This is a genomic window from Thermanaeromonas toyohensis ToBE, from assembly GCF_900176005.1.
GTDB classification, from domain to species: domain Bacteria; phylum Bacillota; class DSM-521; order Neomoorellales; family Neomoorellaceae; genus Thermanaeromonas; species Thermanaeromonas toyohensis.
The window spans coordinates 2,185,413-2,200,727 of record NZ_LT838272.1; the positions used below are offsets into that span (position 1 = coordinate 2,185,413).

The 15,315-nt window shown below is 51.5% G+C and carries 16 protein-coding genes and 1 riboswitch; of the genes, 3 read left to right on the forward strand and 13 right to left on the reverse strand.

Going from position 1 to position 15,315, the window contains the following annotated elements:
• Window positions 1–9 precede the first annotated feature (9 nt).
• A complete protein-coding gene (cobK, locus tag B9A14_RS11315; protein ID WP_084665796.1) occupies window positions 10–801 on the reverse strand; it encodes a precorrin-6A reductase in 792 nt (263 codons plus the stop codon).
• Between the two features lie 338 nt (window positions 802–1,139).
• Window positions 1,140–1,332, reverse strand: a riboswitch (cobalamin riboswitch).
• A gap of 100 nt (window positions 1,333–1,432) precedes the next feature.
• Here cobK and B9A14_RS11320 point away from each other — a divergent pair.
• The gene (locus B9A14_RS11320; RefSeq protein ID WP_084665797.1) at window positions 1,433–1,876 is read left to right on the forward strand and encodes a hypothetical protein; all 444 of its coding nucleotides are present in this window, start codon (window positions 1,433–1,435) and stop codon (window positions 1,874–1,876) included.
• A 40-nt stretch (window positions 1,877–1,916) separates the two neighbouring features.
• On the opposite strand, the gene B9A14_RS11325 is transcribed toward B9A14_RS11320, so the two are convergent.
• The 4 genes from B9A14_RS11325 to B9A14_RS11340 are packed head-to-tail and all read right to left on the reverse strand — an operon-like array spanning window position 1,917 to window position 6,457.
• The gene (locus B9A14_RS11325; protein ID WP_084665798.1) at window positions 1,917–3,137 is read right to left on the reverse strand and encodes an aspartate kinase; all 1,221 of its coding nucleotides are present in this window, start codon (window positions 3,135–3,137) and stop codon (window positions 1,917–1,919) included.
• Between the two features lie 57 nt (window positions 3,138–3,194).
• A complete protein-coding gene (gene thrB, locus B9A14_RS11330) occupies window positions 3,195–4,085 on the reverse strand; it encodes a homoserine kinase (RefSeq protein ID WP_084665799.1) in 891 nt (296 codons plus the stop codon).
• A gap of 30 nt (window positions 4,086–4,115) precedes the next feature.
• A complete protein-coding gene (thrC, locus tag B9A14_RS11335) occupies window positions 4,116–5,162 on the reverse strand; it encodes a threonine synthase (protein ID WP_084665800.1) in 1,047 nt (348 codons plus the stop codon).
• Window positions 5,159–6,457, reverse strand: coding sequence for a homoserine dehydrogenase (locus B9A14_RS11340; protein ID WP_084665801.1), 1,299 nt, complete (start codon window positions 6,455–6,457; stop codon window positions 5,159–5,161). Before B9A14_RS11340 ends, thrC begins: the two co-directional genes overlap by 4 nt.
• A 166-nt stretch (window positions 6,458–6,623) precedes the next feature.
• On the opposite strand from B9A14_RS11340, the gene B9A14_RS11345 reads away from it, so the two are divergent.
• Both B9A14_RS11345 and B9A14_RS11350 read left to right on the forward strand, forming a co-directional pair.
• Window positions 6,624–6,845, forward strand: a complete 222-nt coding sequence (locus B9A14_RS11345) for an Rpn family recombination-promoting nuclease/putative transposase (protein WP_084665802.1) — start codon at window positions 6,624–6,626, stop codon at window positions 6,843–6,845.
• 11 nt (window positions 6,846–6,856) lie between these two features.
• Window positions 6,857–7,039 (forward strand): hypothetical protein, encoded by a 183-nt coding sequence (locus tag B9A14_RS11350; protein WP_084665803.1) that lies wholly within the window; start codon window positions 6,857–6,859, stop codon window positions 7,037–7,039.
• Window positions 7,040–7,301: 262 nt separating this feature from the next.
• Here B9A14_RS11350 and B9A14_RS11355 read toward each other — a convergent pair whose 3' ends face one another.
• The 8 genes from B9A14_RS11355 to B9A14_RS11390 all read right to left on the reverse strand — a co-directional run bounded on the left by B9A14_RS11355 (window position 7,302) and on the right by B9A14_RS11390 (window position 15,225).
• The gene (locus B9A14_RS11355; RefSeq protein ID WP_084665804.1) at window positions 7,302–8,228 is read right to left on the reverse strand and encodes a DUF4351 domain-containing protein; all 927 of its coding nucleotides are present in this window, start codon (window positions 8,226–8,228) and stop codon (window positions 7,302–7,304) included.
• Between the two features lie 191 nt (window positions 8,229–8,419).
• Entirely contained in the window at window positions 8,420–9,367 is a 948-nt protein-coding gene (locus B9A14_RS11360; RefSeq protein ID WP_157109939.1) for an aminopeptidase, read from the reverse strand.
• Between the two features lie 15 nt (window positions 9,368–9,382).
• The gene (locus tag B9A14_RS11365; RefSeq protein ID WP_084665805.1) at window positions 9,383–10,054 is read right to left on the reverse strand and encodes an AroM family protein; all 672 of its coding nucleotides are present in this window, start codon (window positions 10,052–10,054) and stop codon (window positions 9,383–9,385) included.
• Window positions 10,039–10,884 (reverse strand): DeoR/GlpR family DNA-binding transcription regulator, encoded by an 846-nt coding sequence (locus tag B9A14_RS11370; RefSeq protein ID WP_197686508.1) that lies wholly within the window; start codon window positions 10,882–10,884, stop codon window positions 10,039–10,041. The genes B9A14_RS11365 and B9A14_RS11370 overlap by 16 nt, the downstream gene beginning before the upstream one ends.
• Window positions 10,853–11,824 (reverse strand): DUF1177 domain-containing protein, encoded by a 972-nt coding sequence (locus B9A14_RS11375; protein WP_084665806.1) that lies wholly within the window; start codon window positions 11,822–11,824, stop codon window positions 10,853–10,855. The genes B9A14_RS11370 and B9A14_RS11375 overlap by 32 nt, the downstream gene beginning before the upstream one ends.
• Complete coding sequence (locus B9A14_RS11380) at window positions 11,814–12,947, reverse strand: S-methyl thiohydantoin desulfurase family protein (protein ID WP_084665807.1); 1,134 nt, start codon at window positions 12,945–12,947, stop codon at window positions 11,814–11,816. The genes B9A14_RS11375 and B9A14_RS11380 overlap by 11 nt, the downstream gene beginning before the upstream one ends.
• Before the next feature lie 18 nt (window positions 12,948–12,965).
• Window positions 12,966–14,567, reverse strand: coding sequence for an OPT/YSL family transporter (locus B9A14_RS11385; protein ID WP_084665808.1), 1,602 nt, complete (start codon window positions 14,565–14,567; stop codon window positions 12,966–12,968).
• Window positions 14,568–14,589: 22 nt separating this feature from the next.
• A complete protein-coding gene (locus B9A14_RS11390) occupies window positions 14,590–15,225 on the reverse strand; it encodes an aspartate/glutamate racemase family protein (protein ID WP_084667122.1) in 636 nt (211 codons plus the stop codon).
• Window positions 15,226–15,315: the final 90 nt, after the last annotated feature.

Consider the following 15,315-nt stretch of genomic DNA (forward strand, 5'->3'; position numbering starts at 1 on the left):
TCCTTAAGGCTATTCGCCTAAAAGTTTAAATATTTCCTCCAGAGAGGTTACCGGATGCTGGTGCTTTATAGGGGGACGTTTAATAACTACTACAGGTATACGGAGATCTAAGGCGGCCTCTATTTTAGTATCTGTCCCTCCTTGAGGGCCCGAGTCCCGGGTAACCACTACTTTAGCTTTGTAGGCTCTGAATATAGCTTTATTTAATTCCCGGGAAAAGGGGCCCTGCATGGCTACTATATCCCGGGGAGTAAGCCCCAGATCCTGGCATTTTTTGATCACGCGGTGTTCGGGCAAAACCCGGACCACTACTCGCTTGCCCTTCAATTCCTGGCTGGATAGGAATACTTCCAGGTTGTAGGTACCGGTGGTAAGGAAAATGGTATTCCCCAGTTTCGCGGCCACTTGGGCTGCCTCGGCCCACCCGTAGACTTCATGGATCAAAGGGTGGCGGGGAAGCTCTGTCTCAGAACGGAAGAAACGTACACAAGGGAGGTTCCACCTGGAGCAGTAATCCTCCAGTAAAGTGGAAACTTCATTAGGATAAGGCAAGCTAAAATCTACTACCATATTAACTCCATGTTCCTGAATTACGCGCTGTAAGGCTTCTTCACTAATAGGTTCTATAAGGGTTATGTTCGCCCCATCCTCTAGGGCAAGTTTCCGCCCGTACTCGCTGCCTGTCCAGACCACCACAGTATAACCTTGATCTCCGAGCCTGCGCGTTAATTCTCGGCTTTCCCTTGTACCCCCGATTACCAGTATAGCTTTTCCTTCCCCCTCACCTGCCCTCCGTACCATGGGCTCTTATCTCGCCCCCCATGGAGAGATTACGAAAAAACCCCGGTTTGTCCACTACCGGGGATAGATAAAGGCTTAAATTTCGCCCCCGGGAGACAAACCCACCCCTCTTTCACCAGGCAGGTCTTCCCGGGCGGCAGTCATAGCCTACCTCAAGTTACCCTTCCATTAATTTTTATGAAGGGAACCTTTTTGAGGCGGCTCCTCCTCCCGTCTCAACCTTTTAGGCCTTGCCTTCTCGAGGCCAAGCCACCTGGAAAAATAAAAAACCTTCTGCCCTACCACGGTAACAGAAGGCGCTAGCTTATCATGCACCACCCCCTATCCCTCGTAGGGACATGGTACAAAGAAGACAGGCAGGTCTCCTGGCTCCAGTTCATCGCTACCCACGCCTTCCCAGGCTTAAACCTAAAGCCCAGTGGCTTTTTGATGTGGGCCTGCTCCCTGTCACAGTGGCGGGACCGCGTCAGATTCTCACTGACTTCCCTCGGCTACCTATAGAGGTAGCCATCCCGTCTTCCTTATTGACTTGTCGTTTTTATTATACTGGAGTTCTACCCCCTATAGCAAGGGGTATTTCAAAAGAATAGCATATGGTGTAAGCACTCTTTTAAGAAAGGAGCGGATAACCTTGGAAGATATTAACCGCTTCTTAACGATTATGGGGGCCATCTTTGCTGCCACCCAGGGGATAGTGGAACAGCTTAAAGCCCGCTGGCCCTGGCTAGGTAAGGAAGAGGCCGACCCTATAAAGGAAGAAAAAAGGAGAACCCGCGTGCTTTTGGTTAGCGCCGTGGTGGCTGCTCTACTAGCTGGTATGGCGGCCGTGGATGTCTTCGGGTTATTGGGTATAAATGGGCTCCTCTCCGCCCTTAAAGTTAGCCACCCTGGCCTCTATCGGCTCCTTAATATGATAGTGGTGGGGCTCCTTTCTACCTTCGGTAGCCCCTTCCTGCACGAGATCTTAGACATTCTTATTGAATTTAAGCAACATATAAGGCTTCGTAACCAGGATGCGGAGCTTCGTTTGCTAAAGATATCTTCTGGGGATACCAGCCAACCTCCCAAAGTTTAAAGAAACACAGGCGGCCTACTTTCAGGGCCGCCTACATGATCTAAGCTTCCTGATCTAACCTAAACCATTTGTGTAGGGCCTGCATGGCCCTGGTAAGGTGTTCTTCATCGATAATGCAGGATACCTTTATCTCGGAGGTGCTTATCATGTGGATGTTGATACCTTCCTCAGCTAGGCAGGCGAACATACCCGCTGCCACCCCAGGATTGGTGATCATTCCCGCACCCACGATGGAAACCTTGGCTACCTTGTCATCATAAGCTACGGCGCTGGCCCCGATCTGTTCTTTGACCCTTTCCGTCACTTCCACGGCTTTAGCCAGGTCATCGCGGGCTACCGTAAAGGCTATATCATTTATACCGTCCCGCATGGCGCTCTGCACGATCATATCTACATTGATGTTTTCCTTAGCCAGGGCTTCAAAAAGGGCCCGGGCGATGCCCGGCCGGTCAGGAACATCATAGATAGCTATCCTGGCTACATTGCGGTCACCGGCTACGCCGGTTACTACCATGGCTTTTTCCATATCCTGCACCTCTTTCACTATGGTGCCTTCATTATTGTTAAAGCTTGAGCGGACTTCTAAGACTACCTTATGGAGCTTGGCGAACTCCACCGAGCGAGCCTGAAGGACTTTGGCCCCTAGACTGGCCAGTTCCAGCATTTCATCGTAAGAAATACAAGAGAGTTTGCGGGCTTCAGGAACCACCCGGGGATCAGCTGTATAGACCCCGTCTACGTCGGTATAAATCTGGCAGAGGTCTGCCTTTAAAGCCGCGGCCAGGGCTACAGCGGTAGTATCCGAACCCCCCCGTCCTAAAGTGGTAATTTCGTTATCGGGTGTGGCACCCTGGAACCCAGCCACAATCACGATTTTGCCCGCTTCCAGCTCGCGTCTTAGCCTTGTGCAGTTAACCTCCAGGATGCGGGCTTTGGTATGCACTCCATCAGTCAAGATGCCCACTTGGGGTCCGGTAAGGGAGATCACCGGCTCTCCCAGATCCTGTATGGCCATGGCCAGAAGAGCTATGGACATCTGCTCTCCTGTAGCTAGCAACATGTCCAGCTCCCGGGCAGGGGGATTGGGGCTTATTTCCTTGGCCATGGCTATAAGCCGGTCGGTAGTATCGCCAGGCGCTGAAACTACCACCACTACTTGGTGTCCAGCCCGCCGGGTCTCCACTACCCTGCGGGCTACATTCTTTACCCTCTCTGGGCCATCCACAGATGTACCCCCGTACTTTTGTACAATCAAGGCCATAGTTAACCCTTCTCCTCCTCGGTACGGTGAAGTTTCATCCCGCCTGATATGCCTGCATTAACAAAGAATAGCGCCCTGGCTTGCAGGTTTAAGTTCTTTGACCTCACATTTCACGCCGTGCTCCTCAAAGGCCTCCTTCATAGCCTTTCCTACTTTAGGTAAGCTTCCACGACAGAAGGCTATAACGGCAGGTCCTGATCCGCTTAAAGTCACCGCCAGGGCTCCAGCCTTAAGGGCCGCTTCAAATACGTAAGGCATTCCAGGGATGAGGCGCAGGCGATAGGGTTGGTGCAAGCGGTCTTCCATAGCCTTGCCCATGAGCTCTAGATCCCCTGCTTGCGCTGCCGCAATAAGCAAAGCCGTTCGGCTTAAGTTAAATACAGCATCTTCCACCGGTACCATGGCTGGTAAGACACCCCGGGAAACCCTAGTAGATAAGGTAAAATGGGGTATGGCTACCTGCAGGCTTAAGCCCGGCGGCGGGTCCAGGCGCTGGTAGTACACTTGTTGGCCGTTTAAGACCACTACTACCAGGCCCCCTAAGAGGGCAGGGGCCACATTATCTGGATGGCCTTCAAGCCTTGCAGCCAAGGATACTAACTCTTCCTGGGGCAAGGGATAGCCCAGGAGCGCGTTAGCTCCCACCAGCCCCGCCACCACGGCTGCCGCGCTGGAACCTAAGCCCCTGGCCACCGGAATATGGTTTTCAAAGGCGATTTTAAATCCAGGCACCTTCCGCCCTACCCGGGCGTATACGGCAGCAGCCGCCCGGTAAGCTATATTATCCGGTCCCCGGGGAATGGAGTTTTCGCCTTCTCCCTGTACGGTTATCTCGAGTTCAGGAGCTTCTTCTATAGAGACATAGTCATATAATTCTAAGGCCAGCCCTAGGGCATCAAAACCAGGGCCTAGATTGGCTGTAGTGGCTGGGACCCGCACTCGGGGCATACAGCTTCCTCGCCTTCCTCCTGCCTTAAGTTACAATACAACCTCCAGGACCGCCTCCTCATCCGGTGGTAGGGATAAGGGCTGGCCGGCCTGTCTTATAGCTATGTCGGGATCCTTAAGACCATTACCGGTCAATACGCATACGATTACATCTTCAGGCTTAAATAGCCCTTTCTGAACATATTTGATGACCCCGGCCAGGGAAGCGGCCGAAGCCGGTTCGGCAAATATCCCTTCAGCGGTGGCGAGCAAGCGCTGAGCAGCTAGGATCTCCTCATCGGTAACGCTATCGATAAATCCCCCAGATTCCCGGGCTGCCTCTACCGCTGGGCGCCAGCTAGCCGGGTTACCTATACGGATGGCGGTGGCCACCGTCTGGGGATTAGGGATTATCTGGCCTTTCACAATGGGAGCCGCACCTTCCGCCTGAAAGCCTATCATCCGGGGAAGTTTCCTACTTCTCCCTGCCACCTTATATTCTTTAAACCCTTTCCAATAAGCCGTTATGTTCCCGGCATTGCCCACGGGTATAGCCAGATAATCCGGAGCCTCACCTAAAGCATCGCATACTTCAAAGGCCGCTGTCTTCTGCCCTTCTATACGGTGGGGATTAAGGGAGTTCACCAAGGTTATGGGGTGCTCGGAGGTGATTTTGCGCACCAGGGCTAGGGCCGCATCAAAGTTTCCCTGGATGGCTATGACCTGGGCTCCATAAAAAAGGGCCTGGGCGAGTTTCCCCAGGGCGATATGACCTTCAGGTATAAGTACACTACACTTAAGGCCGCAGTGGGCAGCATAGGCGGCCGCAGAGGCTGAAGTATTCCCAGTTGATGCGCACATGATGGCCCGCGATCCAGACTCCAGGGCCTTGGCCACAGCCATGACCATACCCCGGTCTTTGAAAGAACCAGTGGGATTAAGCCCTTCATATTTAAAATATAACCTTAGGCCTAGCTCGCGGGAAAGCCTACCTGCCGGGATAAGGGGTGTATTGCCTTCCAAAAGGGTGATGAGGGGGGTTTTTTCGGTGACCGGCAGGAATTCCTTATAAGCTGTAAGGACTCCGGGCCACCTCATTGTTCCGGCCCCCCTTCTACCCGGATAACGCTAGCTACTTGGTTTACCACCGGAAGACCGGAGATGATTTCCACCGCTTCCCGTAAGTTTTGCTCCCGTACCTTATGGGTTATAAATACCAGCTCGGCCTGTTCTCCTACCATCCCTACCTGGATTACGGAAGCCAGGCTCACCTGCCGGTCGCCGAAAACTTTAGCGATGGCGGCCAAAACCCCCGGCCGGTCCTTGACGATCATACGGAGGTAATACCGCGTTTCAATATCCCATATGGGTTTTACCGGTTTATGGGCTAGGCAAGTGCAGGACAAGCGTCCTGTCGTACCGTGGATAAGATTCCGGGCGGCCTCCATAATATCCCCTACTACGGCGCTGGCCGTGGGCATCTCCCCGGCTCCTTGGCCGTAAAACATAGCTTGCCCTACAGCGTCGCCCTCAACAAAAATAGCATTGAAGGCCCCTTGGACTATAGCCAAAGGGTGCTCGAGGGGTACCAGGGCCGGGTGAACCCGGACCTCCACCATCCCCTCTTCTTCCCGGGCTATACCTAAAAGTTTTATGGCGTACCCCAACCGGGCAGCATACTTTATATCCTGGGGATGAAGCTGGGAGATGCCTTCGTGGTATACCTGGGGATAAGTAATACGGGTGCCAAAAGCAATGGAGGCGAGGATGGCCATTTTACGGGCCGCATCATCCCCTTCGATATCTGAGGTTGGATCGGGTTCAGCATAACCTAAACGCTGGGCTTCCGCTAAAACCTCAGCGAAGGGCCGGCCTTCCTGGCTCATTTTAGTGAGGATGTAATTAGTAGTGCCGTTCACGATCCCCATAACCTGGCTGATGCGGTTTCCCGCCAGGCACTCTTTGAGAGAATGGATAATGGGGATGCCTCCACCTACACTCGCTTCAAAGAGGAGATCCCGGCCTGTAGCCTCGGCAGCGGCGAAAAGCTCCTTACCATGGAGGGCCAGGAGGTCCTTGTTAGCGGTAACTACGCTTTTACCTTGCCGGAGGGCCTCCAGTACATATTCCCGGGCCGGCTCAAGCCCCCCCATTACTTCCACTACAATATCTATTTCCGGATCTTTTAGGATGGCCAAGGGATCAGTAGTAAGGAGTTCAGGGTTTACGTTAACAGAACGGGGCCGTGTTACGTCCCGTACCAGGATTCTTTTTATCTCTAAAGGCCTCCCCAGTTTAAGGGCTATCTCCTGGCCGTTGCTCTGGAGGAGTTTAAAGACCCCCCCTCCCACCGTACCCAAGCCTAGGAGGCCGATCTGGATGGGTTCTTCCACTTTCCGGTTCCTCCTCGCTCCCGTCTGATTAATTGTAGCACTATTTCCCCAGTAGTAGCAATACCTTATTAGGCTCTATGCAGGTTTCTCCTTATACCTCTTGCGGCTGGCTCGCCACCCATTGCCCAATGGCCAGAAGCCCTAGCATAACCGTACCTTTAAAGAAATGCAGGCCAGTTACGAAGAATTTGGTGAGTACATTCTCGACTTCCGCTATCTTCTTTTCGATGTAAACCGTTACAGCGAAGAAGAGCTTCTTAAAGCGGCAAATTTGATAGCCAGTGTATTTCTGCTAGACCAAAGAATTAGCTCCCAAGAGCTGGTGAAGCGCCTTCGGAAGCTAGCCAGGGTAGCAAAAAGGCTTACCCTGATGAGTTTCGTTACCTAAAGGCGTGGCTATTGAACATTATAAGACCCAAGCTACCTGTGGATGTGCAGGTTAAACTTGAGAATATCTTAGCAGTAAGTTATCCCTGGGAGATGGAAAAGATGATAAGCAAACTGGAATTGGTGCTAGAAGAAATGCAGCGGGAGGCTTGGTTAAAAGGATTAAAAGAAGGTAAAGAAAAAGGCAGACTTTAAGGCAAACTTGAGGGTAAACTGGAGGATAAGATCGAAACTAGACTGGAAGTAGTAAGAAACTTCGTCTCTTCACGCGCCCCGCCCGGCCAAATCTCTTATCATCGCCCGCTTCGCCATCTCATACGCTTCTAGGTCCCTGGTAAGTTTGAAACCCACTCCCAGTCTCTCTGCTACAACCTTAAGCATCCCTACTACTTCTCAAAGATTTTTTCAAAAGTAAACCCCTAGAACCGGACCGCGTATATGTGGATGTAGAGCTTCTTCAATGCTCTATACCCAGGAATTTCCTTAGATCACTTTCACTGGTCACCTCAAATATCTTTTCCGCCAGCTCATCAAGCTCCTTCAAGGAAAGAGCATTTATCTTCTCCTCTACCTCAGAAGAAAGACAACCTAAACGCTTCTTTAACTGCTTTAACAGAATTTCCCTTCGGCCTTCCTCCAGACCTTGCTGTAACCCTTCTTGCCATCCCTTTATATGCCACGAAGTCCTAAGTTCCATTACCTTCTTTACCTCCTCCGCGCTTAATTCCCTATGTAGCATCTCCTCTACTTCCCTCTCCTCTTCCGGGCTTAAACCTAAATAGGTCTCAAATATCGCTGTTATAAGCCCTAGCTTAGCCGGATCCAGCTGCATCCGCGTTATCATTCTCAAAAATTCTATCTTTAGCTGCCGTCTCTCCTTAGGGCTGTAGTCCATTTTACTGAGAAGCGCTGCCGCAACCGGATTGTCGCTATTTATGTACTTCCTCCAAGGTAGTTTCTTTAGCTGCACCTTGTAAAAGTTAAACTCTAGCACCTTAAAGAAGGGGAAAGCTACTTCGTGCTTGTCTGGCTCTTCTACTTTGCTGTCGTAGGAGAATACAGCTATGGGTAATACCTTCTTCTTATGCTTCTCGTAAAGCCGGCTAAAGTATATGAACATGCGCCGGGCAAAGTCTGCTTCTTTATAAGCCTGAGGTTCTATGTGAATAAGGACATAGCCCTCTTCTCCTTTTATTTTAACACTGGCCAGTATATCTACGTAGTGTTTTTCTCCGGCGGTGATGTCGGTGATGATCTCTTGGGATAAGAAGGTTAACTCGGAATAATCGATTAAGGCGTGGGCTTCGGGGAAGAAGAGCTCCATGAATTCTTTGAAGAAGTTAGTGATGAGCTCCTTAAATATGGCGTCGTGGTCTATGGGCATGTCCGGTTTCTCCTATTTTTTCTTGAGTTTAGTCTATTTTACTTTATATGCAGGGCTAGGGCAAGAGGCAAGACCGCCTAGCCTGAAAGCTTCGGGGTCAAAGCTGCCGCCCACCCAGATGTGAAAAAGGAGATAACTCTCAGCAAACGCCATTGAGTTTTCAGTGGTGCGGCGAGCGCTATGAGGCTTGGTTACAGTATTATCTTTCCCCGCGACACCACTAGTTTCCCGTCCAGGTACAGATCAGGGGTTAGGATAACTCCGTCAATGTGCACACCCGCCCGCACTCTACCTCCAAAAGTGGCGTTGTCTCCAAAGGCGAGATGTACCGTCCCGTATACTTTCTCATCTTCCAGGATGATACCCGAAACCTTTGCCCGGTCGTTGGTACCTATCCCCAGTTCCGCAAGATTTCTGGCTTCCGGAGAATCTCCTAGAAGCTCTAGCAGTTGCTGGCCTTCAGGACCTTGAGCTTCTACTAGAACTCCTTCTTTGATTACTACTCTTATAGGGCCGCTCAACCGCCCAATACCCGCTATAGAGCCGTCAATAATCGTTTCACCTTCCGCGCTCCCCTCTACGGGCGCAATGTAAGCCTCACCTGAAGGCAGATTCCCCGCTTCTCCGGGGCGTCGATAAAGGCCGGTGCTAGCTATTCCCCGCCGCCCTTCAAGGGAAAGCTTCAATTCCAAGCCGTCCTTGACTAGAACAGCTGTCTTGGCTTCGGAAAGAAGTCTGGCTAGTTCAGTGGTCCTCCGGGCTACCTCTTCGTAGTCGGCCGCCACAGCCCCTTCAAAAAACATCTCTTCGGTGATGCCCGGCATGGTAGCCACCCGCGCGCCGGCTTCACAGGCCTTAAGTCTTGCCTGGGTGTGCGTTAAAGAATACTTGGTGGGGCAAATGACTACGTCAGACTTTTCCATGGCTGCCGCCACGGGTAGGGGAGGCTCCGCCCCGTGCCGTCCGGTGGGAGAGATCTTAATTAGCACCGGTAAAGCGCCTAACTCTTCTCCGGCTTGGAAAAGGGCTTCGCCAATGGTAACAGTCGAGGTATCAGTTACTACCAGTAATCTTTCGCCTTTCTCTAAACCCATACAGCTCAGCAAAAGTCTCTGGGCTACCGCTTTTAAATCCCTCAAGCTATTTACCCTCCTTTAGGATAGCAATTCCTGGAGAGTACGAGCCAGAACTGTCCGCGGCAATATCACCGGTACACCAGTATGCTGATTCACTTCCCTCTTCATTTGCAAGTTAAATCCGATACAGTCAAGCACTATTACCTCTGCCTGCCATTCCTTAAGGGAAGAGGCTGCGCGCCATATTTCTTCCCTTGGCCCATAGGGCGAGGCAGCTTCCACCCTAAGTACCTCTCCTACTCCAGCCCAGCGCGCCCTTGCTTGCTCTACCTGATCTTTATCCGGAACTATAACCCCTAGTCGCCTTCCTGTAGCTATACCTGAAGTGAAGTGATGTAAGATAACCTGGGGCTTTAAGATTAACTTAGAAGAAGAAAAGTTAGGAAACTCACCGGTGCACAGCAATACTATTATTTCTGCTCCTTCAGCAACGAGCTTATCGATTTGGGTTTGCATTCTCGGTACAATATACCGCTCGGCAATCCTTACTGAACTTCCGTCCCTCAACCTGGTAACTAACACATAGTCTTCAGGGCCTGGCGCTAGCGCCGCGATTTCTTCCTGGGTCAACCCATCCAAGGCTCCGCCTTCGATTATCTCTATATTTTCTCCAAGAATTTCCTTCATTTCTGGCACCACATCCACGCGCGGTGACTGACCGATGGTAATAGCGCCTACCTTACGTACCACTCGAGCACCCCTTTCTTTCCATGTTTCCAAGCACAGGCCTGGTGTACCCGGCAACCTTCGCTTCCGGCCTCGCACTCTAAAAGGCTTGCCGGGCTACCACTGGTCCCTGTACCCTTAACAGCCAAAACAGCCAGCACGGCCTTTTCTACCTCTTCTGGCTCTCCCTCAACGACCATAGTCGTCGATCCTTCCGCTCCATCTATACCGCCTTTGCCTATAACAACGCATTTTACCCTGGCTATAATCTCCAGGGCTTCTTTTTCTGTTACTATCTTCCCTACCAGCGGTACGAGCCCTACGGCCATGCCCATGGACCAATCTGTACCCCTGATCCCGGAGCACCGGACAGCCTCATCTACGCTACCAGGAATTAGTTTCTCTAGGCCGCAGGCTATAATAACTTTACAGCCCTGGGCCATGAGGCCAGCCAGCCCCTTGCCAGGTTCGCCTCCTAAAGTCCGCCCCAGCATTATGGCCGCCCGGCCGCTAGCGTCAATGGCGTTAGCGCCGATGATAGCCACATCCGAGGGTCCCAAGGTACTGACCGCTTCCGCAAAACAATCATCGATATTGCGAGGCACGCCCTTTTCCAGGAGGATACTGTGGGCTGCCCCATCGCCCCGGCCCGTCTTCGTTCCCCTCGGGCTAACACGTCCTGAGATACGCAAAGTGATTCCCGCTAGCTCCTCGGCCACAGCGGAAACCGTAGTCCCTCCCTTTAGGAGGATACGACCATTTTGTAAGGCTTGCTTAACCTCCGGTAGGGCGGCAATGGCCCTGGCGATAATACGCTTGGCTTCAGCTACGGTCACTGTTACCTGCGCCCGCATATTCTTTTTTTCTCCCCAAAGTCTGCAAGTGATTCATAGGCCCATAAAGCTCTTTCAACCGCTCAAACTCTTCCTCATCGTAGAAGCGACACTTGCCTTGCCCGAAGGCTTTGGCCACCTCCAGGCAGAAGCGAACTGCAGCTTCAATGTCTATAAGGTGGCTTGCTCCGGTAGCACATCCCGGTACCGGTACTTCGGCCGTAATGGCCACACCCACCACCGGGGCCGCTGTAGCTGTGGAGGGCTGTAAGATGCTATTCAAGTGGTAAATGCCGTTGCCATAAGGTGTAATATCCTGGGTAGTAATGGGAAAAACAACAGGCAACTTGCCGGTAACAATTTGCATTAAATCGAGCAGATCTTCGCTCACACGTAAGATATACCCTTCTTTAACGGTAGGGGAGATAGCAAAACCGCGGTGGTTGATCACCCTGTTCCCTTTAGTAGTATCGACAGAAAGAATAGCATCCATAGCCGGGTCTACTTCGTTCCGGTTCATCTCAGCAATATCCACTGGCGAATCCATGAAGGGTACCGGGTCATGGGGCTGAGTAGGTGCATCGGGACATATGTGAGTAGCAATAATTACGTCACCCTCCAGTACGTCCCCTTTGTGCTGCATGTTAGCCAATTTCAACGCGGCTGCAACTGCCGCCAAGGCACCATCTCCGTCGGACACAAAACCTATCCTCTCCGGTCTTGCCCCTAACCCCCCCAGTCGCCCTATTATCCCTAAAGTAGGTGCACTGCCGCCTTGGGACTTGCCGTTCCTTCCCTTTACCACCGCCTTAATAAAATCGGTGGTGCCTTTAGACCCCTTAATGCGTGTCACGGTTACCTCTTCTAGGCCGGCCCTTTTGAGCAGATCTGCCACTTCATAGCCATTGACGTAAGCGCTGTCCAGGAGTTCGTAAACTTCTAGAACCTGCTTAAGAGCCATAGCCCTGCACCTCTCCCTCCGAAAGTATATGGTCTGGAAAGACATATTTGATTACTTCTTTACCTGTAGCTTTTTCCAAGGCCAAGAAAAGCTCAGGATACTTCATTCCGCTTCCCAGAATAAGCTCATTACGGGAAACATGCAAAATAGCTACCTCCTGCCCCTCCCTTACCTCTGCCGAAGATACAGGTAGGCCAGTGTTAACATCTAGTGTAGCCAACAGGTCTGGAAAAGTTCCTATTCTCTGGTCATCAACTTCCAAGGTAATATACTCGTTCCAGAAGGTGAGCTCCGCCAGCTTATTATTCCTCTGGACTATTACCTTTCCTACGTCGAATCCCCCAGCAGTTTCGAGGCTGACAGAAGCTACCCTACCCATAAACACTACTTTCCCCCGCAAGACTTCGGCAGCAGCTTCAATTACCTGCCCAGCGCCTTTCCCCTGGGCTGCCAGCATAGCCCTGCCCACGGTGATACACTGGCTTAGGGCACCTTTAGCAGCGTTTTCCCTAGCGTACCTCACAGTGACCGGGTTTCTAGCTACAGCTACCAGCCCGCCGGCCTGAACTGAAGCCTGCCTCACTATACTGGCGGATACATCCAGTGAACCGCTCACAAATACTTCAACATAGCTTTCTGTTTGGGGATTTCCGCCGACAGCCACCTGCTTGGAAATGTATCCGGCCACCCGATGAAGACCCATGGAACCCATAAGTCCGGTAGGATGGGCTCTACCATTGCAGGGGGCATCCACTAGAGGAATACCTAGAGCTGCCGCTTGTATCCACCCGTTGATACTTGCCAGACCACCGCATTCGTTGCTGATTAAGCCCCTGATCTGCTCCCCCGTAAATTTCATAAATAGCTCAACGGCACGAATATAGTGTACTGGCCGGACGTAAGCCGTCTGGGCAGCAGGCGCTCCTACAGCTGAAACTGTAAGAAGAGTAGCTTCCTCGGGAAGATCTTCCAGTTCTATTAGTTCGGGGGTGCCAAGTTCCAAGGCTAGACGGCCAAGCTTACGCCCCCATTCCATGGATCCTCCCCCGCCGCCGCCCAGGACAGCTCCGCCCAATACAGCTGCTTCCAAAGCCTCGTGATCAAGCACCATCCTTGAAGCCATACCTCTTTCTCCTTTACCCTACTTCCATTTGGCCTTGAGTACGGAGTTAAAGAAGCCATAAAGAGCGTCCCCAGCAATAAAACCGGCAGCTAGAATGGTCATAGGAGTTTCCGCATCCTTGCCTACTAGCTTAAGGACCAAAATGCGAATGATGATGCCAGCCAGGACAGCGTAACCTGCTAGGGGATTAAGAATTAGAAGACCTGTGGCTAGCATTATACCCAACTGCCTTTCGGAACCCCCCAAGGCTTGTATCAAAGCTCCGGGGATGGCCCATAATACTAGGTTTTTTACGATAGTAGCATCAACCCCTGCCTTAATGGTGGCCACATAAACCCGGTCCACAGGCGGGAACAGATCCTGGCGGAAATAAACATCGTGGAAGAAAGTAACCATTATCCAGGCTACGGCTAGCCCCACGAGACCGGCCAGAATTTGTTGCCAGCGCCCTTCCAGCTCAAATTGACGGTTGCGTCCCCCGCCCCTTAAGATCCAGCCTGCCTTTAGGTCGTAACCTGCGTCAGCAAAAGCCGGGCCACCAGAGGCGACAAATCCTACCAGAAGGGCCAGGGCAGGCGCCGGGAACCCGAAAGCAATGCCTAAGACAAGGAAGATAAGGGCTGTGGCAAAAGCAGGAAACCACCCAGCATGCATAGCCGAAAGTCCAACAATAAATTCGGCCAAGATACAGGAAACTGCACCAAAAACTGCCCAAAACAGAAGTTGCCAGGCCGGCATTTCCGCATATAGGCCACCCACCATGGCTAAAATAAGGGCCGCAGCTATATAAAGGCCAAAACCGCGAAGTAAGCCCCTAGTAACTTCCTTTTCGTCTCTTGTGTAATCGCTAGAGGAAAGAGCGTCAGCAGATTCCGAGGCACCCTTTCTCCCTTTAAGGAGTATAGCGATTATCTGAATACCAGCCACCAAGCCGGCACCGATCATCATTCCATGCGGAATGTAAAGCTTATTAATATCCAGACCAAAAAGAACCTTAGAATAACCCCTAAGTAGTAGGCCTACTCCAAACATGGCCAGGGCCCAAACATTGCCGATAAAAGCTACGCCAAGGGCAGACATGGAAACCTTAAAATATGACCCAATAATACCGATGATAGTACCCAATACCAGAAATTTGGCCCTTTTACCACCTTCATCGCCAGCATAGATGGCTTCGGCTGCAGCCACCCCCGGTGGCCAGGCTGCTTTTCCTGGAAAAACGCGGGAATCGAAGAACCAGTAAAGCATAGCCAGGTCAATAAGCATACCCATAGTCGCGCCGATAAGCATAGGAATAACTAAGTCCGGCCGACCTAAAAGGTAGGGAATACCGATAGGGAGAAGCAAAGAATTTGCCGCCCCAAAGGTAGCGCTAGAAATATTCGACTGGACGAGGTTCTGGCGGTGAATGGAACGATATTTAGCAAACCACTGCCCGGGAATGCGAGAAAGAGCAATAGCCACCAGTACACCGATAATGGAGGTGTTGGGAGTTACCCCAAGGGTTGTAAGTATCTGCAGCCCAATGATAGCTCCAATGATAGAAAGAATAATATTAACAATAAGGACCGCAGGTTCGAAGGCTTTGGGATGTGCTTCTTCTAGAAAATTTTTATCCATAGAATCATTCCTCCTTTTACCATTATTTTTGCAAAGCATACCACGCCATAAGTCCCCCAGCCTCAACAGCATCGACAACTTTTACAGCCAAATGTCTTCTTATTTCCCTAGCCAGCCCAATGGTAGAATACCCCGTGCAGGCCAGGACAATGACATCTGCTCCTCCTTGTACTAGCCTTTCGGCTGCCTTCATAGCTTTCTCTTTACCGGCAGGGTTCATAAGATCGGTAGTATTTTCTATGCCCTCAGGTTTAGCTTCAGCAACTAAACGCTGGCCAAGAATCGAGGTTAAAGCGAGGGGAGTAGTCTCGGTAAGGTTCAGTACACCGATGTTGTTCCCGAGGGCCAAGGCCACGGCGGCTGCCGCCGAACCCGCACCAATAACAGGAACTCTACACTCCGCCCTCACCTCCTTCAAAGCAGGATCGGCAGCGCAACTTATAAATATTGCCTTAGCCCCTTCGCTCTCTGCTTGGCGGGCTAGGCGCACTATCTTGGGTACCGCTATTTTCTCGGTTTCCTCGTTATAAATACCCTTGGGCTGGTCGGGAATGCAGTAACTCCTCGTGGGAAGCCCGAATTTCTCGGTGATTATACGCCCGTGGGCATGAAGAATATTTTCATCGTTTATAGTGAGCACACGAATGACCGCCAGCACACTTAAAGCCTCCCTAACGAAAACTCCTTGGTCCAAATAATAAAAAGAAAACCGCCAACCTTCTACGGCCAAGCGGCATAAAAAAACGGG